General features: G+C 65.7%; 29 protein-coding genes. 25 read left to right on the top strand and 4 right to left on the bottom strand.

Features of this window, described 5'->3' with window-relative positions:
- Positions 1 to 138: 138 nt before the first annotated feature.
- From rpsP to AUL31_RS09895, 24 genes are all read left to right on the top strand, one after another.
- Positions 139 to 540, top strand: coding sequence for a 30S ribosomal protein S16 (rpsP, locus tag AUL31_RS10005; protein WP_060605206.1), 402 nt, complete (start codon positions 139 to 141; stop codon positions 538 to 540).
- A 102-nt stretch (positions 541 to 642) separates the two neighbouring features.
- Positions 643 to 1,188: a ribosome maturation factor RimM gene (gene rimM, locus AUL31_RS10000; RefSeq protein ID WP_060605203.1), complete on the top strand. Its 546-nt coding sequence runs from the start codon at positions 643 to 645 to the stop codon at positions 1,186 to 1,188.
- A gap of 13 nt (positions 1,189 to 1,201) precedes the next feature.
- Positions 1,202 to 1,894, top strand: coding sequence for a tRNA (guanosine(37)-N1)-methyltransferase TrmD (gene trmD / locus AUL31_RS09995; RefSeq protein ID WP_192842519.1), 693 nt, complete (start codon positions 1,202 to 1,204; stop codon positions 1,892 to 1,894).
- A gap of 131 nt (positions 1,895 to 2,025) precedes the next feature.
- Positions 2,026 to 2,493 (top strand): 50S ribosomal protein L19, encoded by a 468-nt coding sequence (gene rplS / locus AUL31_RS09990; RefSeq protein ID WP_060605196.1) that lies wholly within the window; start codon positions 2,026 to 2,028, stop codon positions 2,491 to 2,493.
- A gap of 116 nt (positions 2,494 to 2,609) precedes the next feature.
- Positions 2,610 to 2,738: a hypothetical protein gene (locus AUL31_RS20795; RefSeq protein WP_269757812.1), complete on the top strand. Its 129-nt coding sequence runs from the start codon at positions 2,610 to 2,612 to the stop codon at positions 2,736 to 2,738.
- Between the two features lie 104 nt (positions 2,739 to 2,842).
- The gene (gene leuC, locus AUL31_RS09985) at positions 2,843 to 4,252 is read left to right on the top strand and encodes a 3-isopropylmalate dehydratase large subunit (protein WP_060605193.1); all 1,410 of its coding nucleotides are present in this window, start codon (positions 2,843 to 2,845) and stop codon (positions 4,250 to 4,252) included.
- An 81-nt stretch (positions 4,253 to 4,333) separates the two neighbouring features.
- Positions 4,334 to 4,801: a GNAT family N-acetyltransferase gene (locus tag AUL31_RS09980; RefSeq protein WP_060605189.1), complete on the top strand. Its 468-nt coding sequence runs from the start codon at positions 4,334 to 4,336 to the stop codon at positions 4,799 to 4,801.
- Positions 4,802 to 5,041: 240 nt separating this feature from the next.
- On the top strand, positions 5,042 to 5,434 hold the full coding sequence (gene sdhC / locus AUL31_RS20690) for a succinate dehydrogenase, cytochrome b556 subunit (protein WP_060605186.1): 393 nt from the start codon (positions 5,042 to 5,044) through the stop codon (positions 5,432 to 5,434).
- Between the two features lie 14 nt (positions 5,435 to 5,448).
- On the top strand, positions 5,449 to 5,826 hold the full coding sequence (gene sdhD, locus AUL31_RS09970; protein ID WP_143190173.1) for a succinate dehydrogenase, hydrophobic membrane anchor protein: 378 nt from the start codon (positions 5,449 to 5,451) through the stop codon (positions 5,824 to 5,826).
- A gap of 5 nt (positions 5,827 to 5,831) precedes the next feature.
- Positions 5,832 to 7,682: a succinate dehydrogenase flavoprotein subunit gene (gene sdhA, locus AUL31_RS09965; protein ID WP_060605183.1), complete on the top strand. Its 1,851-nt coding sequence runs from the start codon at positions 5,832 to 5,834 to the stop codon at positions 7,680 to 7,682.
- A 51-nt stretch (positions 7,683 to 7,733) separates the two neighbouring features.
- Positions 7,734 to 8,534, top strand: a complete 801-nt coding sequence (locus AUL31_RS09960) for a glycosyltransferase family 25 protein (RefSeq protein WP_060605180.1) — start codon at positions 7,734 to 7,736, stop codon at positions 8,532 to 8,534.
- A gap of 67 nt (positions 8,535 to 8,601) precedes the next feature.
- Positions 8,602 to 9,012, top strand: coding sequence for a hypothetical protein (locus tag AUL31_RS09955; RefSeq protein ID WP_143190174.1), 411 nt, complete (start codon positions 8,602 to 8,604; stop codon positions 9,010 to 9,012).
- Between the two features lie 111 nt (positions 9,013 to 9,123).
- Positions 9,124 to 10,215, top strand: coding sequence for an App1 family protein (locus tag AUL31_RS09950; protein WP_159439794.1), 1,092 nt, complete (start codon positions 9,124 to 9,126; stop codon positions 10,213 to 10,215).
- A 102-nt stretch (positions 10,216 to 10,317) separates the two neighbouring features.
- Complete coding sequence (locus tag AUL31_RS09945; protein ID WP_060605171.1) at positions 10,318 to 11,097, top strand: succinate dehydrogenase iron-sulfur subunit; 780 nt, start codon at positions 10,318 to 10,320, stop codon at positions 11,095 to 11,097.
- Positions 11,098 to 11,222: 125 nt separating this feature from the next.
- Positions 11,223 to 11,834: a peptide-methionine (S)-S-oxide reductase MsrA gene (gene msrA, locus AUL31_RS09940; RefSeq protein ID WP_060605167.1), complete on the top strand. Its 612-nt coding sequence runs from the start codon at positions 11,223 to 11,225 to the stop codon at positions 11,832 to 11,834.
- A 48-nt stretch (positions 11,835 to 11,882) separates the two neighbouring features.
- Positions 11,883 to 12,377 (top strand): DUF302 domain-containing protein, encoded by a 495-nt coding sequence (locus AUL31_RS09935; protein WP_060605164.1) that lies wholly within the window; start codon positions 11,883 to 11,885, stop codon positions 12,375 to 12,377.
- Positions 12,378 to 12,454: 77 nt separating this feature from the next.
- Positions 12,455 to 12,958, top strand: coding sequence for a DNA starvation/stationary phase protection protein Dps (dps, locus tag AUL31_RS09930; protein WP_060605161.1), 504 nt, complete (start codon positions 12,455 to 12,457; stop codon positions 12,956 to 12,958).
- Positions 12,959 to 13,019: 61 nt separating this feature from the next.
- On the top strand, positions 13,020 to 15,278 hold the full coding sequence (locus tag AUL31_RS09925) for a primosomal protein N' (RefSeq protein WP_082646882.1): 2,259 nt from the start codon (positions 13,020 to 13,022) through the stop codon (positions 15,276 to 15,278).
- 123 nt (positions 15,279 to 15,401) lie between these two features.
- The gene (locus AUL31_RS09920) at positions 15,402 to 15,797 is read left to right on the top strand and encodes an AGROH133_08824 family phage infection protein (protein WP_060605159.1); all 396 of its coding nucleotides are present in this window, start codon (positions 15,402 to 15,404) and stop codon (positions 15,795 to 15,797) included.
- A 222-nt stretch (positions 15,798 to 16,019) separates the two neighbouring features.
- Positions 16,020 to 16,580 carry a F0F1 ATP synthase subunit delta gene (locus tag AUL31_RS09915; RefSeq protein ID WP_060605156.1) on the top strand — a complete coding sequence of 187 codons (561 nt, stop codon included), beginning with the start codon at positions 16,020 to 16,022 and terminating at the stop codon, positions 16,578 to 16,580.
- On the top strand, positions 16,580 to 18,109 hold the full coding sequence (atpA, locus tag AUL31_RS09910; protein ID WP_060605153.1) for a F0F1 ATP synthase subunit alpha: 1,530 nt from the start codon (positions 16,580 to 16,582) through the stop codon (positions 18,107 to 18,109). Before AUL31_RS09915 ends, atpA begins: the two co-directional genes overlap by 1 nt.
- 38 nt (positions 18,110 to 18,147) lie before the next feature.
- On the top strand, positions 18,148 to 19,035 hold the full coding sequence (locus AUL31_RS09905) for a F0F1 ATP synthase subunit gamma (protein WP_060605149.1): 888 nt from the start codon (positions 18,148 to 18,150) through the stop codon (positions 19,033 to 19,035).
- Between the two features lie 116 nt (positions 19,036 to 19,151).
- On the top strand, positions 19,152 to 20,606 hold the full coding sequence (gene atpD, locus AUL31_RS09900) for a F0F1 ATP synthase subunit beta (protein ID WP_060605146.1): 1,455 nt from the start codon (positions 19,152 to 19,154) through the stop codon (positions 20,604 to 20,606).
- Positions 20,607 to 20,746: 140 nt separating this feature from the next.
- Positions 20,747 to 21,151 carry a F0F1 ATP synthase subunit epsilon gene (locus tag AUL31_RS09895; RefSeq protein WP_060605142.1) on the top strand — a complete coding sequence of 135 codons (405 nt, stop codon included), beginning with the start codon at positions 20,747 to 20,749 and terminating at the stop codon, positions 21,149 to 21,151.
- A gap of 65 nt (positions 21,152 to 21,216) precedes the next feature.
- Here AUL31_RS09895 and AUL31_RS09890 read toward each other — a convergent pair whose 3' ends face one another.
- Positions 21,217 to 21,666 carry an SRPBCC domain-containing protein gene (locus AUL31_RS09890; RefSeq protein ID WP_060605139.1) on the bottom strand — a complete coding sequence of 150 codons (450 nt, stop codon included), beginning with the start codon at positions 21,664 to 21,666 and terminating at the stop codon, positions 21,217 to 21,219.
- A gap of 50 nt (positions 21,667 to 21,716) precedes the next feature.
- Here AUL31_RS09890 and AUL31_RS09885 point away from each other — a divergent pair, with 50 nt between their 5' ends.
- Complete coding sequence (locus AUL31_RS09885) at positions 21,717 to 22,058, top strand: ArsR/SmtB family transcription factor (RefSeq protein WP_060605136.1); 342 nt, start codon at positions 21,717 to 21,719, stop codon at positions 22,056 to 22,058.
- On the opposite strand, the gene AUL31_RS09880 is transcribed toward AUL31_RS09885, so the two are convergent.
- The 3 genes from AUL31_RS09880 to AUL31_RS09870 form a co-directional block, all read right to left on the bottom strand.
- Positions 22,047 to 22,562 (bottom strand): RNA pyrophosphohydrolase, encoded by a 516-nt coding sequence (locus AUL31_RS09880; protein WP_060605133.1) that lies wholly within the window; start codon positions 22,560 to 22,562, stop codon positions 22,047 to 22,049. The two genes, AUL31_RS09885 and AUL31_RS09880, sit on opposite strands and share 12 nt — an antisense overlap.
- 75 nt (positions 22,563 to 22,637) lie before the next feature.
- Positions 22,638 to 23,984 (bottom strand): S41 family peptidase, encoded by a 1,347-nt coding sequence (locus AUL31_RS09875; protein WP_060605130.1) that lies wholly within the window; start codon positions 23,982 to 23,984, stop codon positions 22,638 to 22,640.
- Positions 23,974 to 25,320, bottom strand: a complete 1,347-nt coding sequence (locus tag AUL31_RS09870) for a murein hydrolase activator EnvC family protein (protein WP_073469134.1) — start codon at positions 25,318 to 25,320, stop codon at positions 23,974 to 23,976. The genes AUL31_RS09875 and AUL31_RS09870 overlap by 11 nt, the downstream gene beginning before the upstream one ends.
- Positions 25,321 to 25,351: the final 31 nt, after the last annotated feature.

The following is a 25,351-nucleotide window of genomic DNA, read 5'->3' as shown; positions in this document are numbered from 1 at the left end:
GGATTGCCCGGCCTCGGTAGCGGCTTCCCGGGCTTGCCCGGCCTGCCACGCAAGAAATAGCGGCGTTCCGCCGCTTCGCATCCAACCGCATGAAAGCGGCCCGACGGGCCCGAAGATCAGCAAAGAAGGAAATACGAAATGTCCCTGAAACTGCGCCTTGCCCGTGCCGGCTCCAAGAAGCGCCCCTACTATCACATCGTCGTGGCAGACGCCCGCTCGCCGCGCGACGGCCGCTTCATCGAGACGGTCGGCGCATGGAACCCGATGCTGCCGAAGGACGCCGAGCGCGTCTCGCTCAAGGAAGATCGCATCAAGCATTGGCTGGGCGAAGGCGCACAGCCGACCGACCGCGTGCTGCGCTTCCTGGACAAGGCCGGCATTGCCAACCGTCCGACCCGTTCCAACCCGGTCAAGGCCCAGCCCGGCAAGAAGGCGCAGGAGCGCGAGGCCGAGCGTCGCCAGCGCGAGGAAGACGCCGCTGCCGCCGCCGCGGAAGCTGCCGCCAAGCCGGAAGCCACGGAAGCTGCCGAAGCCGAATAAGGCTTCATGCGCCGCGCCCCGCTGCGCGGCCGGTTTCCCAACCCTTCATCGTACCGGGCGGCAGGCCACTGCCGCCCGGAATCCGTTCAGGAGTGTGCGCGCATGACCGAGCTTGAAAACCCCGTGCTTCTGGCAACCATCGGCGGTGCGCATGGCATCCGCGGCGAATGCCGGGTGCGCAGCTTCACCGCCGACCCTACCGATGTCGGGGCCTATGGCCCGTTGGTGGACAAGGCCGGCGTGCGCTACACGGTGGCTTCCGCGCGGGCGCAGAAAACGGTGGTGATCGTCCGCTTCAAGGAAGTGACGGACCGCAACCATGCCGAGCGCCTCAACGGGACAGAGTTGTTCGTCGACCGGTCGGCGCTGCCGGACGAGGGCGACGATTTCTACCAGGCCGACCTGATCGGCCTGGATGTCCGCACGACGCGCGGCGACATGGTGGGAGAGGTCATCGCCTTTCACGATTTCGGCGCCGGCGACGTGCTGGAGATCAAGCCCGAGACCGGCGCCAGCGTGATGATCCCCTTCACCGAAGCGGCGGTGCCGGAGATCGACCTGGAGCTCGGCTACATACTGGTGGAGCCGGTGGCGGCCGGGCTGGAGGGCGCCATCGAGGTGCGTTCCGAAGAAGACGATCTCGGCTGACGGACGGGCCATCATGTTTCGCGCTTCCATCGTCACGCTCTATCCGGACATGTTTCCCGGCCCCCTCGGCCAGTCGCTGGCCGGCCGAGCGCTGGAACGCGGCGACTGGGCCCTCGAAACGACACATATCCGCGAGTTTGGCGTCGGACGCCACCGCACGGTGGACGACACGCCGTCCGGCGGCTCCGCCGGCATGGTGCTTCGCGCCGACGTGCTGGCGGCGGCCATCGATGCGGCCTCCGCGCCGGGCGATCCGCGGCCGCGCTATCTGATGAGCCCGCGCGGCCGGCCGCTGAAGCAGGACCTGGTGCGCGAGATCGCATCCGGCCCGGGCGCGGTCATCGTCTGCGGACGGTTCGAGGGCGTCGACGAACGGGTCATCGAAGGCCGGGGCCTGACAGAGATATCCATCGGCGATTACATCCTGTCGGGCGGCGAGATGGCGGCGCTGGTGATGCTGGATGCAATCGTGCGTCTGCTGCCCGGCGTGATGGGCAACGCGGAATCGGGAGAGGCGGAAAGCTTCGAGGGCGGGCTGCTGGAGCATCCCCATTATACACGGCCCGCCGAGTGGGAAGGACGGGGCATACCCCCGATCCTGACGTCGGGCGACCATGGCGCCATTGCGCGCTGGCGGCGCAGCGAAGCCGAGCGGCTGACGCGTGAACGGCGCCCCGATCTTCTGCCCCCGCCCGAAAGCGCATGAACTTGACGATGCAGGCTCGACATGTGCCGCAAGCTGTTGTATGAGCCCGCCTGATTTCCTCAGAAGAACTTGACCGTTTCGACGGCCATGACCGGCCAATAATCCGGCATGAAATTAAGAGAGGCACCCTCATGGATATCATTTCCGAGCTGAACGCAGCCGAAGTCGCGCGTATCTCCGCCATCCGCACCTTTCCGTCCTTCTCGCCCGGCGATACGCTGCGCGTGAACGTCCGCGTCACGGAAGGCACGCGTACCCGCGTCCAGGCCTATGAAGGTGTCTGCATCTCCCGCGCCGGCGCCGGCCTGCAGGAAAGCTTCACCGTCCGCAAGATTTCTTACGGCGAAGGCGTGGAGCGCGTGTTCCCGGTTTACTCGCCGCTGGTCGAATCGGTCGAGGTCGTACGTCGTGGCCGCGTCCGCCGCGCCAAGCTTTACTACCTGCGCGATCGTCGCGGTAAGTCGGCTCGTATCGTGGAGGCGACCAACTCCCGCGCCCGCAAGCTGAACGACGATGTCCGCGCCCTTGCCGCCGAAGAGCGCGCCCGGGCCGATGCCGCCAAGCAGGCCGCCAAGCAGCAGACCGACGCCGCGGAGTAATCCGCGCGCTGTCAGTGCATGGCAGACAGGCAGGGCGGTCTTCGGGCCGCCCTTTTTGTTTTGGCGGTTCCGTCCTCCAGCTTGTAACCATTCCATCCAGTTGATAATTTCAGGTCATGAACCGTTGTCGCTCCTATCCGGGCCTGCTGCCGACCACGCTGGGTTATTCCCCGCTGGACGATCGCGCGCGCCTGCCGGGCCGGTTCTTCTATCGGCAGATTTCCGCCGTCTACCTTCTGGGCTGACGCACCGGGCAGCAAGGCCCGCTTCTCGTCTGACGATATCAATTTGAGCCGCAGCCCATGTCCAGCACCAGCGACCGGGCCGGCGAACCCTGAAAAGACCGATCATGAGCGCCAATCCACGCACACTCTACGACAAGATCTGGGACGAACACCTGATCGAGACCCTGTCCGGCGGCGCCGGCCTGCTCTACATCGACCGCCATCTCGTGCACGAAGTAACGAGCCCGCAGGCCTTCGAGGGGCTGCGCATGGCGGGGCGGCGCGTCCGCCAGCCGTCGCGCACGCTGGCCGTCGTGGATCATAACGTTCCCACCAGCGACCGCAGCGCCGGCATCGCCGACGAGGAAAGCCGCATCCAGGTGGAGGCGCTGGCCCGCAACGCGGCCGAGTTCGGCGTCGAATACTTCAACGAGGTGGACCGGCGACAGGGCATCGTCCACATCATCGGGCCGGAGCAGGGCTTCACCTTGCCGGGCATGACCATCGTGTGCGGCGACAGCCACACCTCCACCCATGGTGCGTTCGGCGCGCTGGCGCACGGTATCGGCACCTCCGAGGTGGAGCATGTGCTGGCCACCCAGACCCTGATCCAGAACAAGGCGCGCAACATGCTCGTCCAGGTGGACGGGCAGGCGCCGGCCGGTGTGACCGCCAAGGACATTATCCTCGCCATCATCGGCGAGATCGGCACCGCCGGCGGCACGGGCTACGTCATCGAATATGCCGGCGAAGCCATTCGCGCTTTGTCGATGGAAGGCCGCATGACGGTCTGCAACATGTCGATCGAGGGGGGCGCGCGCGCCGGCCTTATCGCCCCCGGCGACACCACCTTCCGCTACATCGAGGGTCGTCCGCGCGCGCCGCAGGGCAACGCGTTCGAGCGTGCCGTCGATTATTGGCGCACGCTCCACACGGACGAGGGCGCCCATTTCGACAAGGTGGTGCGTCTGGACGCGGCAAGCCTGCCGCCCATCGTCACATGGGGCTCCAGCCCCGAGGACGTCGTATCCATCAACGGTGTCGTGCCGAACCCGGACGACATCGCCGACGAAGCCAAGCGCGCCACCAAGCGCCGCGCGCTGGACTATATGGGCCTGACGCCCGGCACGCGGATGACGGACATCGCCATCGACCGCGTCTTCATCGGGTCCTGCACCAACGGTCGCATAGAAGATCTGCGGCAGGCGGCCGACTACGTGAAGGGGCGCAAGGTGGCGGACAGCGTCTCCGCCATGATCGTGCCGGGCTCCGGCCTGGTGAAGGCCCAGGCCGAGGCCGAGGGGCTGGACCGCATCTTCATCGAGGCCGGCTTCGACTGGCGGGAGCCCGGATGCTCCATGTGCCTCGGCATGAATGCCGACAGGCTGGCGCCCAACGAGCGCTGTGCATCCACCTCCAACCGCAACTTCGAGGGGCGCCAGGGCTTCAAGGGGCGGACCCATCTGGTCTCGCCGGCGATGGCGGCGGCGGCGGCCGTTGCCGGCCATTTCGTGGATATCCGCGACTGGGCGTAAATTGTCCCGCATCGGGTAGCGCGGCGACGCGCTATCCGATGTGCCTTGCCTTGCAGCCACCGATTGGGCATTGAAGCGTTGATGGAACCTGTAGCGGCCCCGGATATCGACATCTCCCTCCTGCGTCTCAAGGATGCACGGGACCTTGCGCCGCTTCTGGCCGCGTACAACCAGGCAATGTTTCGCGGCGCGCCCGGCGCGCCGGACACCTACTACGCGGAGCAGTTGCTGCAGGACCGCACGGGCGAAATCCTCGGCGCGCGAATCGACGGGGAGCTGGTCGGCTTCCTCGTCTTCTACGACCTTCCAGACCCATGGACCGGCATGCGGTCCGGCCTTGCAGACCATATCTATGTGGATATGCGGCACCGTCGCAAAGGCATTGCCAAGGCCATGGTGGATCTTCTGGCCGACGAGGGCGAGGGCAGGGGGTGGTCGCGCCTCGTCCTGCAGGCGCCACGCAATGCGGATACGGGCCGCAACCTCTATGCCCGCATCGCCGAACCGGCCGACTGGACCAGTTATATGATCCGCTTCATCGACCGCTGATTCGCGTTCATGCTGCGGCGCGGCGCCCCTGTTTCGGCGCGCGGGACAGGCGGCAAACCGCTTAATCGATTAGGAATTGGGTGCAGGCACGCAATCTTTTGCAGGACGCTTGATTTCGCGGGTGCAAAAGGTGTTTTAGAAGCGCTCCATTCGGCGCCAGGTGGGCGGCGCCGTTTCGACATTCTATCGATCCGGCCGTATCCATGCAGGCCGGAATGCCCGCCCAACAGGAGAATCGCTTTGTCGGAGTTCAAATCCGAACGGCCGCTTTCGCCGCATCTGACGATCTATCGTTTCCGCCCCACCATGGCGATGTCGATCCTCCACCGCATCACCGGCTGCGCACTGTTTTTCGGTACGCTGCTGGTGACGTGGTGGCTGGTGGCGGCGGCCAGCGGGCCCGATGCATTTGCGACGGCATCGTGGTTCTTCGGCTCCATCGTCGGCCGTCTCATCCTGTTCGGCTATAGCTGGGCCCTGCTGCATCATATGCTGGGTGGCCTGCGCCACTTCGTGTGGGATACCGGCCATGGGCTCGAAAAAAGCACTTCCACCAAGCTCGCCATCGCGACGCTGGTCGGCTCTCTCGGGCTGACCGCGCTGCTATGGCTCGGCATACTGATCTTCGGCTGACAGGAGAGCGGATCATGGACATGAGAACGCCTCTCGGCAGGGTACGCGGGCTCGGCTCGGCCAAGGAGGGCACGGGCCACTTCTGGATGCAGCGGGTTACCGCCGTCGCCAACCTGTTCCTCGTCACCTTCTTCCTAATCCTCGTTGTGCGCCTGTCTTCCGGCACTTACGCGGATGTGCGGGCAGCCTTCGGCAACCCCTTCGTCGGCATCGCGATGGCAGCCACCATCACTTCTGCTGCCATCCACATGCGCCTCGGCATGCAGATCGTGATCGAGGACTATCTGCACGGCGCAGCGCGCATCCTCGCCATCCTCGCCAGCACATTCTTCTCGGCCGCCATCGCGCTCGCTAGTCTCTACGCGATCGTGCGGCTGAGCTTCGGAGCTTGAACGATATGGCCGACACACCAAACGGCAAAGCACAACCCCATCGCGTCGCGCCTGCCGCCAACGGCGCCGCCTACACCTTCACCGACCATACGTTCGATGTCGTCGTGGTGGGGGCCGGCGGCGCCGGCCTGCGCGCCACACTGGGCGCCGCCCAGGCCGGCCTGCGCACCGCCTGCATCACCAAGGTATTCCCGACCCGCTCGCATACCGTGGCCGCGCAGGGCGGCGTCGCCGCCTCTCTCGGCAATATGGGGCCGGACAACTGGCGCTGGCACATGTTCGATACCGTCAAGGGCTCGGACTGGCTGGGCGACCAGGACGCCATCGAGTATCTGGTGCGCAACGCGCCCGCCGCCGTCTACGAGCTGGAGCATTTCGGCGTGCCCTTCTCGCGGACGCAGGATGGCAAGATCTACCAGCGCCCCTTCGGCGGCATGACAACCGATTTCGGCGAGGGGCCCCCCGCCCAGCGCACCTGCGCCGCCGCCGACCGCACCGGCCATGCCATCCTGCATACGCTGTACGGCCAGTCGCTGCGCTACGCGTCGGAATTCTTCATCGAGTATTTCGCGATCGATCTGATCATGGATTCCGATGGCGTCTGCCGTGGCGTCGTGGCGCTTTGCCTCGATGACGGCACGCTGCATCGGTTCCGCGCCCAGAAGACGATCCTCGCCACCGGCGGCTATGGCCGCGCCTATTTCTCGGCGACGTCGGCCCACACCTGCACCGGCGACGGCAATGCCATGGTGCTGCGTGCCGGCCTGCCGCTGCAGGACATGGAGTTCGTGCAGTTCCACCCCACCGGTATCTACGGCGCAGGCTGCCTGATCACCGAGGGCGCGCGCGGCGAAGGCGGCTACCTGACGAATTCGGAGGGTGAGCGCTTCATGGAGCGGTACGCGCCGTCCGCCAAGGACCTGGCGTCGCGCGACGTCGTCTCGCGCTCGATGACGATGGAGATCCGCGAGGGCCGCGGCGTCGGCAAGGGCAAGGACCACATCTTCCTGCACCTCGACCATCTGGATCCGAAGATCCTGCACGAGCGCCTGCCCGGTATTTCGGAAAGCGCCCGCATCTTCGCCGGGGTTGACGTGACGAAGGAGCCGATCCCCGTCCTGCCGACCGTCCACTACAACATGGGCGGCATCCCGACCAACTACCACGGCGAAGTGCTGACGCTGCGGAACGGCAACCCGGATACCGTGGTGCAGGGCCTGATGGCCGTGGGCGAGGCAGCCTGCGTGTCGGTGCACGGAGCCAACCGCCTCGGCTCCAATTCGCTCATCGATCTCGTGGTCTTCGGCCGCGCCGCCGCGTTGCGCTGCGTCGAGACGGTAGAGGCCGGGGCATCCCAGGCACCGCTGCCGGCCGATGCCGGCGATCTTGCCGTGTCGCGGCTGGACCGCTTCCGCAACGCCAAGGGCGGCACGCCGACGGCGCAGCTTCGCCTTGCCATGCAGAAGACGATGCAGAACAACTGCGCCGTCTTCCGCACCGGCGAGGTGCTGGAAGAAGGCCATCACAAGATCCACGAGGTGTGGGCCAATTCCGAAGACGTCCAGGTGACGGATCGCTCGCTGATCTGGAATACCGACCTTGTCGAGACGCTGGAATACGACAATCTGATCTGCCAGGCGGTGGTGACGATGGATTCCGCCCTGGCCCGCCAGGAATCGCGCGGCGCACATGCCCGCGAGGATTTCCCCGATCGCGACGACCAGAACTGGATGAAGCACACGCTGGCCTTCGCCGACATGGCGGGCAAGACGGTGCAGCTTGCGGACCGGCCGGTTCACACCTACACGCTGTCGAACGAGATCGAGTACATCAAGCCGAAGAAGCGGGTGTACTGACATCGCGTCCACGGCCGGGCCATCCGTGCCCGGCCGCGGCAGCGAGGTTGCATGAAACGTTCGCTCGGCATCTACGCCATCAATCTGAATCGCTCTCCAGAGCGCTGGCAGGCGCTGGCCGCAGCGTTCTCCCCTTTGCCTTACCCGCTCAAGCGCGTGCCGGCGCTGGATGCCCGCCTGCAACCGCAGGCGGTGCTGGATACACGTGGCCTGTCCATTGCCCTGCCGCCTGCCGGGCTGGGCTACAGCACGGTGCGGGGCCGCGAATACCTGCTCGTGCAGGAGGCCTGCTTCGCCAGCCATATCGTTGCGCTGCGCTGCTTCCTGTCCGGTGAGCACGAGCTTGCCCTCATTCTGGAGGATGACGCGGTGCCCGGTCCGCGCACGGCACCGGTGCTCGAAGCGCTGTGCGGCCTCGACACCCCCTTCGACGTGGTGCGTCTGGAAGCGATCCGCCTGTCCGGCTCGCGGCCGGCCGTCAAAATGGCCTCGCTTGGCGCGGAAACGCTTGTCCGCTCGCTGAAGCCGTCGTCCGGCTCGGCAGCCTATGTCGTGACACGCCGGGCTGCCGAAAGGCTGATCGCGGCGGCAGGGCGCGATCTCATGCCGTTCGACGATTATCTCGCCAATCCATCAATGCACGGTTGCGATGTCGCCTATGTATCGCCCCTGCCGATCCGGCAGGCCGACGCGCCCAGTGTCATCGCGGAAAGCTACGACCGCAGCCGCCTGCGCCGCCAGCGCGGGCTGATGCCGTTCCTGCGGCAGGCGCGGGTGCGCGGCCGGTTGCGCGTCGGCCTGTGGGCGTGGGCCCTGCGCGGTGGCGGCGTGCCGCGCAATTATCGCTGGTAGGCTTTGACAAAACTTCCCCACGGATTAGCATTTCTTCCCGGGGGCGCCGTTCCGGGAGGATGCGGTAGTGCGACATGACTGGAATATCCTGACACTGGCTCTGTGCGCAGGCGCTCTGGCGCTGGCAATGGGCCCGGCCGGGGCGCAGGACGGCGGCGCGCCGCCGCAGCAGATGTTTCCGACACCGGGCGAGGGCGACGAGGTTGGCCTTATCGCCGGCCTGTGCGGCGTCCAGATGAAGGATATGTCGCCGCAGGCCTGCCGCTGCCTTGCCGAGCGGTCGCAGACGCAACTGTCCGCTCCCCAGCGCGACTATCTGGTGGCGACCGCCGTTTCGCCGCCGGCTGCAGACAGGATGCTGTCGGATGGCCGGGTCAGCCAGCCCGACCAGCAGGCGATCTTCACTTTCCTCAACGATACGATGCGAACCTGCCACGGCGGCACATTCGATGCGGACGCCCCGCCTTTACCGGGCTAGGCGCACTTTCAGCGGCACGATCCATCTGCTAAGTCGGATTTCATGAAGTCTGGAGTGTCGCGGCGGATAGCAACAACCATCGGGCGTACCTGGCGCGCATCGCGTTTCGCCGTGAAGCGACGGCTCGGCTTCATCGATCCGCCCATGCTGATGCCCTATCTCGGCTTTACCGGCCAGGGAGGCTTGTGGCTGCGGGGCCGGGTGCTGGAAGACGAAGGTGTCGTCTCGGCACCCCATACCACCTCGGCGCTGCACAATCTGTGGCTGACATTCAAGCGGTATGAGACCGACGAGATCGCAGGCGCGCGCGTGCGCTGGCGGGCCGGCGCAGCGTCCGGCGTCGCCTTCAGCGACCATGGGGGCTATTTCGAGGTGGCGGCGGATGCCGCCCCGCCGGACCACGCGCCCTGGATGACGGTCAATCTGTCGCTGGAACACGCGCCCGGCTATGCGCCGGTGACGCTGGCCGGCGAAGGGCTGGTGCGTGTCGTATCGCCGCGCGCACGCTTCGTCATCGTGTCCGACATCGACGACACGATCGTCCATACGGGCGCCAGCGAGATCATCAAGCATTGGCGCATCGTGACGGCCAACTCGCCCGAAAGCCGCGTGGCGTTTCCCGGTGTCGCGGAATTCTATCGCGCACTCGCCGATGGCGCGGACGGACCCGAGACGAACCCGATCTTCTACGTTTCGTCCAGCCCGTGGAACCTGTTCGACCTGTACGACCGGTTCATGGCGCTGCGCGGCATCCCGCGCGGTCCGATGCTGCTGCGCAACCTGTCCGGCGACGGGCTGGACTGGATCCTGAGGCGGCATAACGGCCACAAGGTCCGGATGATCGAGCAGCTCCTGTCGGCCTATCCGGACCTGCCATTCATCCTGATCGGCGACTCGGGGCAGGAAGACACGGCCATCTACCATGACATCGCCCGGCGCTTTCCCGGGCGCGTCCTGTCGGTCCATATCCACGACATCGGCAAGGCGGACCCGGCGGCCCGTATCGGCAACGGCATCGGAGCGATCCGCGATCTCGGCGTGCCGGCGACGTTGAGCCGTACCCTGGTGGATGCGGCGGAGATGGGCGAGGAGATGAAGCTGGTCGCGCCCGGCACGGTAGAGGCGGTGCGGCTGGCAGTGGCGGCGGACGCGCGCTCCGGATCGCGGTCCTTCGGCATTTATCCGGGACTGCCGATGGGATGAACCGATTGAATTACGCAAGCCTGTTGCGCTGCGAAATTTTTATGTTTAGGCCCATTCTAAAAGCACCTTCAGGGCTTTCAGAGATACGTTCAGGACAGGTCCATGGTCGAACTCAGCCTCCCCCGGAATTCCCGGCCATCGAAGGGTAAGGTCTGGCCGAAGCCCCAGGGCACGGCAAATGTGCGCGAATTCGCCGTTTACCGCTGGTCGCCGGATGACGGGGCAAATCCGCGAATCGACACCTATTACGTCGATCTCGACGATTGCGGGCCGATGGTTCTGGATGCCCTTCTTTGGATCAAGAACAATGTCGACGCCACGCTGACGCTGCGCCGTTCCTGCCGCGAGGGCATTTGCGGGTCCTGCGCCATGAATATCGACGGCACCAACACGCTTGCCTGCACCAAGGGCATGGACGAGGTGTCGGGCGCGGTGAAGATCTACCCGCTGCCGCATATGCCTGTCGTCAAGGATCTCGTACCCGACCTGACGGTGCCCTATGCCCAGTTGCGCTCGATCGAGCCCTGGCTGAAGACGGAAACGCCGGCTCCCGAAAAGGAATGGCGGCAGAGCCACGCAGACCGCGAGAAGCTGGACGGCCTCTACGAGTGCATTCTCTGCTTCTGCTGCCAGACCTCGTGCCCGTCCTATTGGTGGAATGGCGACCGCTATCTCGGTCCGGCCGTGCTGCTGCAGGCGTACCGCTGGTTGATCGATTCCCGCGATGAGGCAACCGGCGAGCGGCTCGACAATCTCGAGGATCCGTTCCGGCTGTATCGCTGCCATACCATCATGAACTGCACGCAGACCTGCCCGAAGGGCCTGAACCCGGCGAAGGCGATCGCCGAGATCAAGAAGATGATGGTCGAGCGGCGCGTCTGACCCTTCCGCACCCGCAAAGTGCAGGTGACGCCGTCGGCCATGCCGGCGGCGTTGTCGTTTCGGCCTTCACTTCGGCGTAAAGTACGGCGAGCATGCCGCCTCGATCGAATTTCGTGGAGGCAGGCATGCCAAGTCGTATCGCATTCGCCTTCGGGCTCGCCGCCTCGCTGGCCGGCGGAACCGCCATGGCCGCCGAACAGACCGCCGTCTTTGCCGGCGGGTGTTTCTGGTCGGTGGAATCGCATCTGGAATCGATTCCCGGTGTGGTTTCGGCCGTCTCCGGGTTCACCGGCGGCAAGACGCAGAACCCGACCTATCCGCAGGTCATTGCCGGCGATACCGGGCACATGGAAGCGGTGCAGGTGACGTACGATCCGCAGCAGGTAACCTATGAAGCTCTGCTGAACGCCTTCTGGCATTCGATCGACCCGACCGATCCGAACGGCCAGTTCTGCGACAAGGGCTCGCAGTATCGCACGGCGGTATTCACGTCATCGCCCGCCGAAAAGGCGGCTGCCGAAGCTTCCAGAGATTCGGTCCGCAAAGAGCTTGGACAGGACGTGGCCACGCAGATACTTCCTGCCTTGCCCTTCTATGCCGCAGAAGACTACCATCAGGACTTCGCAAAGAATAATCCCGTACGCTATGAGGCCTATCGCGTCGGTTGCGGGCGCGATCGGGCGCTGCGGGCCGTGTGGGGCGAGCGCGCCTTTGCCGGTCTGCCGGCAAGCCACTGACGCCAACCGGAGGAGCACCAGAGCCGCATGTGGAGATGGACCGCCGGCTTGACCCGATCCTGTCGAGGCCTTCTGGCCCTCGTCCTTCTGGCCGTCTCTCTTGTCGCCGGACGCGCCGAGGCCGCGGATGAATGGGTGGTGCGGCAAAGCCGGCACGACGTTGCGGAAACGACGCGGCGGCTGGAAGATGCGGTGGTGCGCTCGGGTTCGGTCGTGCTGGCGGTGATCGACCATCAGGATGCCGCACGGCAGGTGGGGGAGACCATCGCGCCGACCACGGTCGTCATATTTGCCAAGCCGAAACTGTCGACCCCGCTGATGAAGGAAAACCGGCAACTCGCCATCGATCTTCCGCAGCGGATACTGGTCTGGGACGATGGCGGCAGCACCAGGATCGGCTACATCTCGCCCTTCTCGCTCGCGGAGCGCTACGGCATGAGCGGCGACCGCCGCGAATGGGAAGAGATGCGGACCTCGCTGGAGGCGCTGGTGCAGGCGGCCGCGGCGCGCGGCGAACGACGGCGCGAAGCCGGAGAGCCTTGAAGGAACTCAGCGCCGCCATGACGGTTCTAGGCAGAAGCGGGCGTTAGGTCCGCCAGACAGCCAAGGGACATGACATCATGGCGAAGAAGCCGCAGGTGACCCTGCACCCCACCAAGAATTCCATGAACGAAAACCTGAGGACCTCCATGGTCGAGCTGCTGCAAAAGCATCTGGCCTCGTCCATCGACCTCGCCTATTCCGCCAAACAGGCGCACTGGAACGTCAAGGGACCGAATTTCATGTCGGTGCACCTGCTGTTCGACCAGTTGCACGAAGAGGCCGAGGAGTATGTCGACTCCATCGCCGAGCGGCTCACCGCACTCGGCGGCCAGGCGCGGGGTACCGTACAGGCCGCATCGCAGGCGTCGCTTCTCGAGCCTTACCCGCTCGATCTCGTCGATTCGATGGGGCATCTCAAGCGCCTCGCCGATAATTACGCCACCTGGGGCGGCGCTCTGCGCGACGCCATCAAGGAGGCGGACGAGGCCGGCGACGACCTGACGGCCGATCTTTTCACCGCGGTCGGACGCGGCATCGACAAGTCGCTCTACTTCCTGGAAAGCCACTTCCAGCACGCTTGAGCAGGGGCGGCGCCACGCCGCCCTCTTTTCATCGCCGCCTGCAATCGTTACCTCAGCGGGCATGGACGAACCCACAAAGACAGGTCAGGCGCGATACCGCAGACAGGCGGCGCATTCGGCCGTCGCCAGCCTGTTCGGCGAGGATGCCGAGCCGGCGGTGCGCACCGTGTCTGTGCTGGTTCCCGTGCCGTCCGACAGGCCATACTCCTACGCATTGCCGGACGGGGTCGAAGCTCCGCCCGGCAGCATCGTTGCCGTTCCGCTGGGGCCGCGCACCGTAGCCGGTGTCGTCTGGGACCAAACGGCGGATGGCATCGACCCCAAGCGGTTGCGCGCCGTTTCCCACGTGTTCGACTGTCCGCCGCTCAAGCCGGCGATGCGGCGATTCATCGACTGGGTTGCCGCTTACACCCTGTCGCCGCCCGGCCTCGTCGTGCGGATGGCGCTGCGCTCTCCGACCGCATTCGACCCGGAACCGATGATCGACGGGCTGCAGCTTGCCTCTGCCCGTCCGGACAGGCTGACGCCGGCCCGCACGCGCGTTCTGGCGGCTGCCGAAGAACACCCCGTATGGACGCGGTCCGGCCTTGCCCACGCGGCCGGCGTGTCCAGCACGGTCGTCGATGGCCTGGTGCGGCAGGGCGTGTTCGAGCCTGTGCGCCTGCCGCCCCCGCCGGCCGTGGCCGCGCCGGATACGGCCTATGGCCGCGCAAAACTGAGCGAGGCACAGGCGGACGCAGCCGCCAGCCTGGCGCAGACCGTGCGGGACGGCGGGTTTTCCACGACGCTGCTGGAGGGCGTCACCGGCTCCGGCAAGACGGAAGTCTATTTCGAAGCGGTGGCCGCGGCGCTCGATGCCGGGCGCCAGGTTCTGATCCTCCTGCCCGAGATCGCGCTGACGCAGGCCTTCATCGACCGTTTCCACGCGCGGTTCGGCGCGCCCCCCGCCGAATGGCACTCGGATGCGCCGCCGCGCATGCGTGAAAAGGTCTGGCGGCAGGTTGCGGAGGGCAGGGTGCGGGTGGTCGCCGGCGCGCGTTCCGCGCTGTTCCTGCCGTTCGAGGATCTCGGCCTCGTCATCATCGACGAGGAACATGACCCGGCCTACAAGCAGGAAGACCGCACCTTCTATCATGCGCGCGACATGGCCGTGGTGCGCGCCTCGCTCGAAAAGGTGCCGCTGGTGCTGGCATCGGCCACGCCTTCGGTGGAAACCCGGGTCAACGCCGCGCAGGGCCGTTACGGCCATCTGCGCCTCGGCGCGCGCTTCGAATCCGCCGCGTTGCCGGCACTGTCGCTCATCGATATGCGCCGTCACCCGCCCGAGCGCGGCCGCTTCGTGTCGCCGGTGCTGGCCACCGCCATCGAGGAAACGGTCCGGCGCGGCGAGCAGGCGCTCCTGTTCCTCAACCGACGCGGCTACGCGCCGCTCACCCTGTGCCGGTCCTGCGGGCATCGCTTCCAGTGCAAGCAGTGCTCGACCTGGCTGGTCGACCATCGGCTGCGCGGCCAGCTCGTCTGTCATCACTGCGGCTACAGCGAAAAGCGGCCCGAGGCCTGCCCCGAATGCGGCACGGTGGACCATCTTGTGCCGTGCGGGCCGGGCGTCGAGCGAATCGCCGAGGAGATGCTGGAACGCTATCCCGATGCGCGCACGGTCCTCCTGTCGTCCGACCTGCCGGGCGGAGCGCGGCGCATGCGCCGCGAGCTGGACGCCATCGCCGAGGGCGAGGCGGACATCGTCATCGGCACGCAGCTCGTCGCCAAGGGGCACCACTTCCCGCTGATGACGCTTGTCGGCGCCATCGATGCCGATCTCGGCCTTTCCAACGGCGATCCGCGCGCCGCCGAACGGACCTTCCAGCTTCTGCATCAGGTGACGGGCCGGGCGGGGCGCACGGGACGCGCCAGCCGTGGGCTGATCCAGACATGGCAGCCTGAACACCCGGTCATGCAGGCCATCGCCAGCGGCGATGCCGAACGGTTCTATGCCCGCGAGGTGACGGAGCGGGAGCGGGCGCTGATGCCGCCCTTCGGCCGGCTGGCCGCGATCATCGTTTCCGCCGCAACGCGCCGCGAGGCGGAAGAATACGGCCGCGCCCTGCGCGCCGCCGCGCCGGGAGACGGTGGGATCGAGGTGCTCGGCCCGGCCGAGGCGCCCTTGGCCGTGCTGCGCGGGCGCCATCGCTTCCGTCTTCTGTGCCATGGGCCACGGCAGGAATCGATGCAGGCCTACCTGCGGGCGCTGTTTGCGGCAGCGCCGAAGCCGCGCGGCTCTGTCCAGGTGCAGGTGGACGTGGATCCGCAAAGCTTTCTCTGAACTATCACGCAATGGTGAAGCCACGTTCGGACAAGCCATGCGTGCCACCTATGGTGTCATCATGATTCGCCTGCCGCCGCATGTCGCGGGCGGCGCGCGCGCAACTTCAGGACTGGCTGCCCGATGGAATTCACCCTGCCCACCACCAATGCCGACTGGCTGCCCTTCCTTGCCGCCGTCGCCACCATTCTGGGCGGGCTGGTCCACCTGTTCGCGCCGCGCCTTGCGCTGCGGGCCTCCGGCGTGCCGGCCGGGCAGGCCCGTCCCGCTGCGCTGGCGCAGATCCGCGGGTCGCTCGGCGGTTTCTGGCTGGGGGCGGGCTTTGCCGGGATCCTCTTCTACGATCAGCCCATCGCGCAGCTCGTCCTGGGGCTCGCCTGGCTGTTCGCGGCCTTCGGCCGGTTCGTGTCCATGCTGTCTGATTCCGGCCTGATCCTGGCCAACTGGGTGGCCCTGGCAATCCAGTTGATTCTGGCGTTTCTGTTCATCGGCCCCGTCTTCGGCCTCGCCCCGGCGTGAGCCTCCCGCATTTCATGCGAAAAAGCCGTGTTTGAAGCCCGCAAGACTCGACGAAGCCATGTTGTCGAGGCCGGATCGCTATGCTAGACGAACCCCCGATCGGCATGGCGAAACGGCATCAGGTGGTTTCGCTGCAATTTCAAGGATCGGTTCTGGTTTTCCCCGCCGCCTGCATCGCAGGGGAACGGGAGGGTCAAACTTCAGGAAGAAAAGCGGTCGTCCGTGGCTAAATCATCCTCTCCGGTATCCGGAGTCGCAGAGCGCTACGCCCAGTCCCTCTACGAGCTGTCGCATGACGACGGCTCAGTCGAGGCGACGGAGGCGGAACTTCGTCAGTTCCGCACCCTGATCGAAGAGAATGCGGATTTCCGCCGCCTGGTGGAAAGCCCGGCCTTCACGTCGGAAGATCAGCTTCGCGCCGTCGGCGCCATCGTCGAGGCGGTCAAGCCTTCGATGCTCGTCGGCAACTTCCTCAAGGTGGTGGCGTCCAACCGCCGGCTCTTCGCCCTGCCGCAGATCGTTTCCGCCTTCATCGAGCTGGCGCGCGCGGCGCGCGGCGAAGTGGAGGCCAAGGTCGTCAGCGCGCATGCGCTTACGTCGGAGCAGCGCGAAGAGCTTTCCAAGGCTCTGGCCGCCTATTCCGGCAAGACAATCACCATGCAGGACAGTGTCGACCCGGCTATACTCGGCGGGCTCGTCGTGCGTATCGGCTCCCGGCAGATCGATACGTCCCTGCGCACGAAACTCAATTCGCTCAAGCTCGCGCTGAAAGAGGTCGGCTGATGGACATCCGCGCCGCGGAAATTTCCGCAATCCTCAAGAACCAGATCAAGAATTTCGGCAATGAAGCCGAGGTTTCGGAGGTCGGTCAGGTTCTGTCGGTGGGCGACGGCATCGCCCGCGTCTACGGCCTCGACAACGTGCAGGCCGGCGAGATGGTCGAGTTTCCGGGCGGCGTCCGGGGCATGGCCCTCAACCTCGAAAGCGACAATGTCGGCGTCGTGATCTTCGGTTCCGACCGTGAGATCAAGGAAGGCGACACCGTCAAGCGTACGGGCGCCATCGTGGACGTGCCGGTTGGCAAGGGCCTGCTCGGCCGCGTCATCGACGGCCTCGGCAACCCGATCGACGGCAAGGGCCCCATCGACGCCACCGAGCGTCGCCGCGTCGACGTGAAGGCGCCGGGCATCATCCCGCGCAAGTCGGTGCATGAGCCGATGGCGACGGGCCTGAAGGCCATCGACGCGCTCATCCCGATCGGTCGCGGCCAGCGCGAGCTCGTCATCGGCGATCGCCAGACGGGCAAGACGGCGATCCTGCTGGACACGTTCCTCAATCAGAAGCCGGCCCACGACGAAGGTCGTACGGCCGACCAGCTGTACTGCATCTACGTGGCCATCGGCCAGAAGCGCTCGACCGTCGCACAGTTCGTGCGGACGCTGGAAGAGCGCGGCGCCATGGCCTATTCGGTCGTCGTCGCCGCCACGGCCTCCGACCCGGCTCCGCTGCAGTACATCGCGCCTTTCGCGGGCTGCGCCATCGGCGAGTATTTCCGTGACAACGGCATGCATGCCGTGATCGGCTACGACGACCTGTCCAAGCAGGCCGTCTCCTACCGCCAGATGTCGCTTCTGCTGCGTCGCCCGCCGGGCCGCGAAGCCTATCCGGGCGACGTCTTCTACCTGCACTCCCGCCTGCTGGAGCGCGCCGCCAAGCTCAACGACTCGCTGGGCGCCGGCTCGCTGACCGCACTGCCGGTCATCGAGACGCAGGCCAACGACGTGTCGGCCTACATTCCGACCAACGTGATCTCGATCACCGACGGCCAGATCTTCCTCGAGACCAACCTGTTCTACCAGGGCATCCGCCCGGCCGTGAACGTTGGCCTTTCGGTGTCGCGCGTCGGCTCGGCCGCGCAGATCAAGGCGATGAAGCAGGTTGCCGGCTCCATCAAGGGCGAGCTCGCGCAGTACCGCGAGATGGCGGCCTTCGCGCAGTTCGGCTCCGATCTCGATGCGGCCACGCAGCGCCTGTTGAACCGTGGCGCGCGCTTGACGGAGCTGCTCAAGCAGCCCCAGTTCTCGCCGCTCAAGACGGAAGAGCAGGTCGCGGTGATCTTCGCCGGAACGCAGGGATACCTCGACAAGCTCAAGGTTTCCGATGTCGGCCCGTTCGAACAGGGCCTGCTGACCGCGCTCCGCACCGAGCACAAGGATATCCTGACTACGATCGCGACGGACAAGGCCCTGTCGGACGAGACGCGCGGCAAGCTCAAGGCCGCCCTCGACCAGTACGCCAAGTCCTTCGCCTGATCGTACGGCTAGGCTGAACCCGGAGACGCTAGAGACAGATGGCTTCGCTCAAGGATCTGCGAAACCGCATTGCCTCGGTCAAGGCGACGCAGAAGATCACCAAGGCCATGCAGATGGTCGCGGCGGCCAAGCTTCGCCGTGCCCAGGTTGCGGCCGAGGCTGCCCGCCCCTATTCGGAGCGGATGGCCTCTGTTCTGGCCAATATCGCCAACGCCATGGACGACGGCGAGGCGCCGGCCCTGATGGCCGGCACCGGCAAGGACGACACGCATCTGCTGGTGCTGTTCACGTCCGACCGTGGCCTGTGCGGCGGTTTCAATGCGCAGATCGTGCGCCGCTTCCGGGAGCATATCCGGAAGCTGGATGCCGAGGGCAAGACGGTCAAGATCGTGACCGTCGGCAAGAAGGGCTACGACATGATCCGTCGTGACCTTTCGGCCCGCATCGTCGAGCGTGTCGAGTTGTCCAATCCGAAGGCATTGGGTTTCGCCCAGGCCGAAGAGGTTGCCGAGACGGTGATGGCGCGCTTCGAAAAGGGCGAGTACGACGTAGCGACGATCTTCTATTCGGAGTTCGTCAATGTCATCACGCAGAAGCCGACGGCGCAGCAGCTGATTCCGGCGATGGTGCCGCCTGCGGAAGGTGCGTCCGTGGATGCCAGCGCCGGTGGCGCCCTCTACGACTACGAGCCGGAGCCGGAGGCGATCCTCGAGGATATCCTTCCGCGCAACGTGAAGGTGCAGATCTTCCGCGCGCTGCTCGAGAATGCCGCTTCGGAACAGGGCGCCCGCATGAGCGCCATGGACAACGCCACGCGCAACGCCGGCGACATGATCAAGAAGCTGTCGATCTCCTACAACCGCCAGCGCCAGGCGCAGATCACGACCGAACTGATCGAGATCATCGCCGGTGCGGAAGCGCTGTAAGGCAGTAGTTTCCGGCCTCGACCGCCATCGGGCGGGGCCGCCCAATTCAACATCGAGGCGCGCGGGAGGCTTCTGGCCGGACGTGCGGTTCCAAGCTGGTTTAAGAGGAGGCCTTCATGGCTGACACATTGGACAGGAGCGTGACCACCGGCCGCATCGCCCAGGTCATCGGCGCCGTTGTGGACGTCGAGTTCGACGGGACCCTGCCGGAGATCCTGAACGCGCTGGAGACCGAGAACAACGGTAACCGGCTCGTGCTCGAGGTCGCGCAGCATCTTGGCGAAAACACCGTGCGCACCATCGCGATGGACCTGACCGAAGGTCTGGTGCGTGGCCAGCCGGTGCGCGATACCGGTGCTCCGATCGAGGTGCCGGTAGGCGACGAGACGCTCGGCCGCATCATGAACGTCATCGGCGAGCCGATCGACGAAGTGGGTCCGATCCGCACGCAAACCAAGCGTGCCATCCACCAGCCGGCCCCGCCCTACATCGAGCAGTCGCCGGAAAGCCAGATCCTGGTTACGGGCATCAAGGTCATCGATCTTCTGGCGCCCTATGCGCGCGGCGGCAAGATCGGCCTGTTCGGCGGCGCCGGCGTCGGCAAGACGGTTCTCATCCAGGAACTGATCAACAACGTCGCCAAGGCGCATGGTGGCTATTCGGTCTTCGCCGGCGTCGGCGAGCGCACCCGCGAGGGTAACGATCTCTACCACGAGATGATCGAGTCCGGCGTGAACAAGGACCCGCACGAGCATAACGGCTCCACTGCGGGCTCCAAGGCCGCCCTGGTCTACGGCCAGATGAACGAGCCTCCCGGTGCGCGCGCCCGCGTCGCACTGACCGGCCTGACGATCGCCGAGCATTTCCGCGATCAGGGCCAGGACGTGCTGTTCTTCGTGGATAACATCTTCCGCTTCACGCAGGCAGGCTCCGAGGTGTCGGCGCTTCTGGGCCGTATCCCTTCGGCGGTGGGCTATCAGCCGACGCTGGCCACCGACATGGGCGCCATGCAGGAGCGCATCACCACGACGACCAAGGGTTCGATCACGTCCGTGCAGGCCATCTACGTGCCCGCCGACGATCTGACCGACCCGGCGCCGGCAACGTCCTTCGCCCACCTCGACGCGACGACGGTTCTCAACCGCGCCATCTCCGAGAAGGGCATCTACCCGGCGGTGGATCCGCTGGAGTCCACCTCGCGCATGCTGTCGCCGATGATCATCGGTGAAGAGCATTACGACGTGGCCCGGAAGGTCCAGTCGATCCTGCAGAAGTACAAGTCGCTGCAGGACATCATCGCCATTCTCGGCATGGACGAACTGTCCGAAGAGGACAAGCTGACCGTGGCGCGCGCCCGCAAGATCGAGCGCTTCCTGTCGCAGCCCTTCTTCGTGGCCGAGGTGTTCACCGGTGCGCCGGGGCAGCTCGTGCCGATGGAAGACACGATCCGCTCGTTCAAGGGCCTCGTCGAGGGCGAGTTCGATCACCTACCGGAAGCGGCCTTCTACATGGTCGGCTCCATCGACCAGGCTATTGAGAAGGCCCAGCGCCTGGCTGCCGAAGCGGCCTGATCCAGACCGGGAAAGGCGCGCCGCAAGCCGGCGGGCCTTTCCCCCATCGTTGCGGAGCCGGTCCGTAGGACACAGGTTCCGTCGAAATACCAAGAGTGCGCTGTCCACCTGGGACGGCGCGGTTTCAAGGCAGGCGATCCGTGGCTGACAGCTTCAAGTTCGAACTCGTTTCTCCCGAGCGGCTGCTTCTTTCAGAGCAGGTGACGGCCGTCATCGCGCCGGGGACCGAAGGCTATTTCACCGTCATGGCGCATCACGCGCCTCTGATGACGACGCTGAAGCCGGGCGTGGTCCATGCCACGTTGGGCGGCGGCGGCGAACGCCGGATCTTCATCCAGGGCGGCTTTGCCGACATCAACCCGGACGGCTTCACCCTTCTGGCCGAGCATGCCGTTCCCGTCGAGGATCTCTCGGCCGACGAACTGGACCGCCAGATCCGCAACGCCGAGGAAGACGTGGCCGACGCCAAGGATGCCGACATCCGGTCGCGCGCCGAGCATCGGCTGGCCGACCTGCAGAACGCCCGGGCCGCGCTGGCTGCCTGAGCCATACCGTTTCAGACAGGTTTCAAAGGCCCCTCGGCACTATCCGAGGGGCCTTTTCTTTCGTCTCAACGAAACATGCCCTCGCGGATGTTGATCCCGTGTTCGGCCCATACCTTGAGCGCGCACAGCATCTGCATCCATCCGGCGCAATTGTCGTAGGATGCCTTCAGCCCGGCCGCATCGTCGCTCCAGCCGCTTTCCGCAATCGTTACCAGCGTGCGCCCGTCCTCTGTCGCTTCGAAGCTCATGATCACTTCGGTCTGGTATGAGCCGGCCTCCGGCGCCGCATCCCACCGCAGAACGATCCGGCTCGGATGCGTCACCTCGACGACCGTTACCGGGAAGGCTCCGGGGAAATCGGCGAAGTTCCACAGCACCGTCGTGCCGGTCTCGAGCCGTCCTTCCGCGCCGCCGGTCGTGAAGTAGGACGAAAGCTGGGTCGGATCGACGACCGCTTCGAACACCGCTTCAACCGGGCGGTCTATCCGGCCGGATACCTGGAAAGAGAGATTCATCTTCTGTACCTCCGCTTGCGATTGCTCCGATAATGTTATAAAAACATAACATGTCAAGCGATACGGAAGACGATCCGATATTCAAGGCCCTCTCGTCGGGTGTCCGGAGGCGGATGCTGGACGCGTTGAAGGCAGGCCCACAAACCACGGGGGGCCTGTGCGCGGCCTTCCAGGCGTTGGATCGCTGCACGGTGATGCAGCATCTCAAAGTGCTCGAAGACGCAGGCCTCGTGGTTGCCGTGCGAAAGGGGCGGGAGCGCTGGAACCATCTCAACGCCCTGCCGATCAAACGCATTCACGACCGGTGGATCGGCCCCTATGCGGCGGCGGCCGCGGACCGCCTTGCGGCGCTGGACGACGCGCTAGCGCCGGGGGCGGTGTCAGACCGCTGATAGTCCGCGAAACTGCTGTACCACCGCCTCATAGACGGGGCGCTTGAAGGGTACGATCAGCTCCAGCACCTCATCCATCGTCTTCCAGCCCCATTCGGAAAACTCGGCCTCGTGGCCACCGGGGGGAGGGGCGATCTGGATCTCGCCTTCGTCACCATCGAAGCGGAACGCGAACCATCTCTGCGTCTGCCCCCGGAAGCGCCCTTTCAGGGCAATTCCAACCAGATGCGGGGGCAGGTCGTAGTCGATCCAGCGGTCGGCCTCGGCAAGCAGGGAAACGGTGCGCATGCCCGTTTCCTCGTAGAGTTCGCGCAGTGCTGCGGGGAAGGGCTCCTCGCCGGGGTCTATGCCGCCCTGCGGCATCTGCCAGAGGCGTTCTTCGCCGTCCAGCTCGCCCTGCGGCAGCGCGATGCGCCGACCAACCCAGACCTTGCCCTCGGCGTTCAGTACCATGATGCCGACGCATGGGCGGTACGGCAGCGTTTCCGGCTCGACAATCGGCATCTGTGTCCCCAATGCTCGGTCAAAGAAAAGGCCCCGGGGCGAACCCCGGGGCCGGATACGACATACAGAAGGCGTTCAGTTGGCTGCCGAGGCAGCTTCCTGCTTGGGCGGGAAGGCCGCATGGGTCTTCGTGCCGCGCAGAAGTTCCAGAGCGTACTGGAGCTGAAGATCGTCCTTGGCTTCCGGCGGGACGTAGTCGAGCGAGCCGGAGCCCTCGTCGTTCTCTTCCGCACCCTGGATGTGGCCGCGCAACGAGGATTCGCCCCGACGCAGGTCTTCTTCGGCGGTCAGGCCCATCTGCTCGCGGATTTCCTCGGGCAGCGGCTGGTCGACCACGATGTCCGGGCGGATGCCGCGCCCCTGGATGGAAGAGCCGGAAGGCGTGTAGTAGAGCGCCGTCGTGAGGCGGAGCGAACCGTTGGACCCGAGCGGAATGATGGTCTGCACCGAGCCCTTGCCGAACGAACGCGAGCCGACGACCGTGGCGCGTCCCTGATCCTGCAGGGCGCCGGCCACGATCTCCGATGCGGAGGCCGAGCCGCCATTGACGAGGACAACCAGCGGACGCCCGTCGATATCGTCGCCGGAACGCGCATTGTAGCGCCGTGTCTCTTCGGCATTACGGCCGCGCGTGGAGACGATCTCCCCCTTTTCCAGGAAAGCGTCGGAGACGCTGACCGCCTCGTCCAGGAGACCGCCGGGGTTGCGGCGCAGATCGAGGACGTAGCCCTTGAGATCGCCCTCCGGGATCTTCTCCTTGATATCGGCGATCGCTTCCTCGAGGCCAACGGTGGTCTGCTCGTTGAAGCGCAGAAGCTTGATGTAGCCGACATCGTTCTCGACCGTATGGCGGACCGAGGGAACCTTGATCTCGTCGCGCGTGATCGACAGGCGGATCGGCTGGGCGGCGCCTTCGCGGATGATGGTCAGGTCGACGGCGGTGCCGATGTCGCCCTTCATGCGGTCAACCGCTTCCGAAAGGGTCAGGCCGCGCACCTGCTCTCCGTCGATCTCGGCGATCATGTCGTTGGCAAGAACGCCGGCCTTGTCGGCCGGTGTGCCCTCGAACGGCGAAATCACCTTGACCAGTTCATTCTCCATGGTGACCTCGATGCCGAGGCCGCCGAACTGTCCGCGCGTTTCGGTGCGCATGTCGGACGTCTGTTCGGGGTTCATGTAGCTGGAATGGGGGTCGAGCGAGGTGAGCATGCCGTTGATCGCAGTCTCGATCAACTTCTGGTCATCGGGCTGTTCGACGTACTGCGCGCGGACGCGCTCGAAGACGTCGCCGAAAATGGCAAGCTGGCGGTAAGTATCCGATCCTGCTGCATTGGCGACGCCGGAATGGGGACCGACGAAGGCGGTCATCGCCGTCGCGCCCATCAGCGCTCCCGCGAAGAGAATGGAGAGCTTACGTATCATTCCTCGTCCTTCCAGATGGTCGTTCCGCCCACCACGGCGCAGGATCGACCGGTTGCCCGTCCTTGCGAAACTCGACATAGAGCTCCGGTCCGCTCTCCGGCGGATACTGCCCGTCGCCTCGCTCAGCCAGTCGCCGCGCCCCCATGCGTGCGACCGGTTCTCCGGCGAGAACGAATTGCCCGACGCCCACGTCGATTTCCGCCATGCCTGCCAGGACGATATGATAGCCATCGCCGGCATTCAGGATCAAGAGTTGTCCATAGGACCGAAATGGTCCCGCATAGAGCACTTCCGCATCCGCCGGTGCGGTGACCCTGTCTCCGAAGGCACTTGCGAAGCGCATTCCGGAAGATGATCTTCCGCCAGCGTCCACCTGCCCGAAGCCAAGGATCGTTTCACCCGACACCGGACGATTCAGTACGCCCTTCAATGTCGAAAATACGGCGTTGCTGCGCAATCGCGGCATGTTTTCACGCAAGGACGCGATGTCGTAGCCTGTTTCCGGTGGCCGGGACGCTTCGCGAGCCTGTGGCGCATCGGCTTTGTCCAGTGCGGCGATCAGTTGTTCCAGCGTTGCGGCGCGGGCTGAAAGCCGTTCCGCCCGTGCGGCCAGGGCTTGCGATTCCGCCTGCGAGCGGGTTTCGGCCTGCCGCCGCTCGGCGATGAGGCTTTCCAGCCGGGCGTCCTCGATACGCCGGTCGGCCAGCCGGTCGGCATAGCTTGCCTTGGCAGCCTCCATGGCCATCGTCAGCGATGAAAGCTCGTCGATCTCGCGGCCGAGGGCCGCCGTTTCCTGCTGCACGGCCGGTACGACGCGGCCTAGCATCATGGCGCTGCGCAAGGCGCCGATGGCATCGTCCGGCTGCACCAGAAGCGCCGGGGGCGGCGAACGCCCCAGCCGCTGCATGGCAGCAAGCAGACCGGTCAGAACGCGCCGGCGCTCGGCCAGCGACCGATCCAGTGCCAGCGACCGCGCGCCCATCCGCTCCAGGCGCGTTTCGAGCGCGGCCAGCTCGGCCGAAAGGGACTCAGCCGCCCTGGCGCTTTCCACCAGACGGCGCGACAGGGCTTCGCGATCGAGGGCAATCTCCGCCGCTTCCGAGCGAAGGCGGGCAAGGGTTTGCTGCGTAACCTGGATCTGGCCCGAGATCGCCGCCAGTTCCTGGCGGATCTGCCCCGATCCCCCTTGCTGCGGCCCGATGGCGGCAACGCGCTCTTCGGCGCTGGCCGCAGACGGGATTGCCGACAGCGGCACAAGGACGCCGAGCGCAATCCAGAGTGCGGCGCGCCGAACGGCACGCGATACCGGTCTGCGGAAGGGCTGTGTTACTGCCAAAATGTGCCGGCCCTTTCCCCGTCTCGCGTTG

The sequence above is a fragment of the Aureimonas altamirensis genome (assembly GCF_001463885.1).
Taxonomy (GTDB): Bacteria; Pseudomonadota; Alphaproteobacteria; order Rhizobiales; family Rhizobiaceae; genus Aureimonas; species Aureimonas altamirensis.
The sequence above is the reverse complement of the archived record's forward strand: the minus strand, read 5'-3'. Positions and strand labels throughout refer to the sequence as shown.

What these genes read in the sequence shown, in the direction of transcription:
- rpsP (WP_060605206.1), top strand. Translation starts at nt 139, where the DNA reads ATGTCCCTGAAACTGCGCCTTGCCCGTGCCGGCTCCAAGAAGCGCCCC.
- rimM (WP_060605203.1), top strand. Translation starts at nt 643, where the DNA reads ATGACCGAGCTTGAAAACCCCGTGCTTCTGGCAACCATCGGCGGTGCG.
- trmD (WP_192842519.1), top strand. Translation starts at nt 1,202, where the DNA reads ATGTTTCGCGCTTCCATCGTCACGCTCTATCCGGACATGTTTCCCGGC.
- rplS (WP_060605196.1), top strand. Translation starts at nt 2,026, where the DNA reads ATGGATATCATTTCCGAGCTGAACGCAGCCGAAGTCGCGCGTATCTCC.
- AUL31_RS20795 (WP_269757812.1), top strand. Translation starts at nt 2,610, where the DNA reads ATGAACCGTTGTCGCTCCTATCCGGGCCTGCTGCCGACCACGCTGGGT.
- leuC (WP_060605193.1), top strand. Translation starts at nt 2,843, where the DNA reads ATGAGCGCCAATCCACGCACACTCTACGACAAGATCTGGGACGAACAC.
- AUL31_RS09980 (WP_060605189.1), top strand. Translation starts at nt 4,334, where the DNA reads ATGGAACCTGTAGCGGCCCCGGATATCGACATCTCCCTCCTGCGTCTC.
- sdhD (WP_143190173.1), top strand. Translation starts at nt 5,449, where the DNA reads ATGGACATGAGAACGCCTCTCGGCAGGGTACGCGGGCTCGGCTCGGCC.
- sdhA (WP_060605183.1), top strand. Translation starts at nt 5,832, where the DNA reads ATGGCCGACACACCAAACGGCAAAGCACAACCCCATCGCGTCGCGCCT.
- AUL31_RS09960 (WP_060605180.1), top strand. Translation starts at nt 7,734, where the DNA reads ATGAAACGTTCGCTCGGCATCTACGCCATCAATCTGAATCGCTCTCCA.
- AUL31_RS09945 (WP_060605171.1), top strand. Translation starts at nt 10,318, where the DNA reads ATGGTCGAACTCAGCCTCCCCCGGAATTCCCGGCCATCGAAGGGTAAG.
- msrA (WP_060605167.1), top strand. Translation starts at nt 11,223, where the DNA reads ATGCCAAGTCGTATCGCATTCGCCTTCGGGCTCGCCGCCTCGCTGGCC.
- dps (WP_060605161.1), top strand. Translation starts at nt 12,455, where the DNA reads ATGGCGAAGAAGCCGCAGGTGACCCTGCACCCCACCAAGAATTCCATG.
- AUL31_RS09925 (WP_082646882.1), top strand. Translation starts at nt 13,020, where the DNA reads ATGGACGAACCCACAAAGACAGGTCAGGCGCGATACCGCAGACAGGCG.
- AUL31_RS09920 (WP_060605159.1), top strand. Translation starts at nt 15,402, where the DNA reads ATGGAATTCACCCTGCCCACCACCAATGCCGACTGGCTGCCCTTCCTT.
- atpA (WP_060605153.1), top strand. Translation starts at nt 16,580, where the DNA reads ATGGACATCCGCGCCGCGGAAATTTCCGCAATCCTCAAGAACCAGATC.
- AUL31_RS09905 (WP_060605149.1), top strand. Translation starts at nt 18,148, where the DNA reads ATGGCTTCGCTCAAGGATCTGCGAAACCGCATTGCCTCGGTCAAGGCG.
- atpD (WP_060605146.1), top strand. Translation starts at nt 19,152, where the DNA reads ATGGCTGACACATTGGACAGGAGCGTGACCACCGGCCGCATCGCCCAG.
- AUL31_RS09890 (WP_060605139.1), bottom strand. Translation starts at nt 21,666, where the DNA reads ATGAATCTCTCTTTCCAGGTATCCGGCCGGATAGACCGCCCGGTTGAA.
- AUL31_RS09885 (WP_060605136.1), top strand. Translation starts at nt 21,717, where the DNA reads ATGTCAAGCGATACGGAAGACGATCCGATATTCAAGGCCCTCTCGTCG.
- AUL31_RS09880 (WP_060605133.1), bottom strand. Translation starts at nt 22,562, where the DNA reads ATGCCGATTGTCGAGCCGGAAACGCTGCCGTACCGCCCATGCGTCGGC.
- AUL31_RS09875 (WP_060605130.1), bottom strand. Translation starts at nt 23,984, where the DNA reads ATGATACGTAAGCTCTCCATTCTCTTCGCGGGAGCGCTGATGGGCGCG.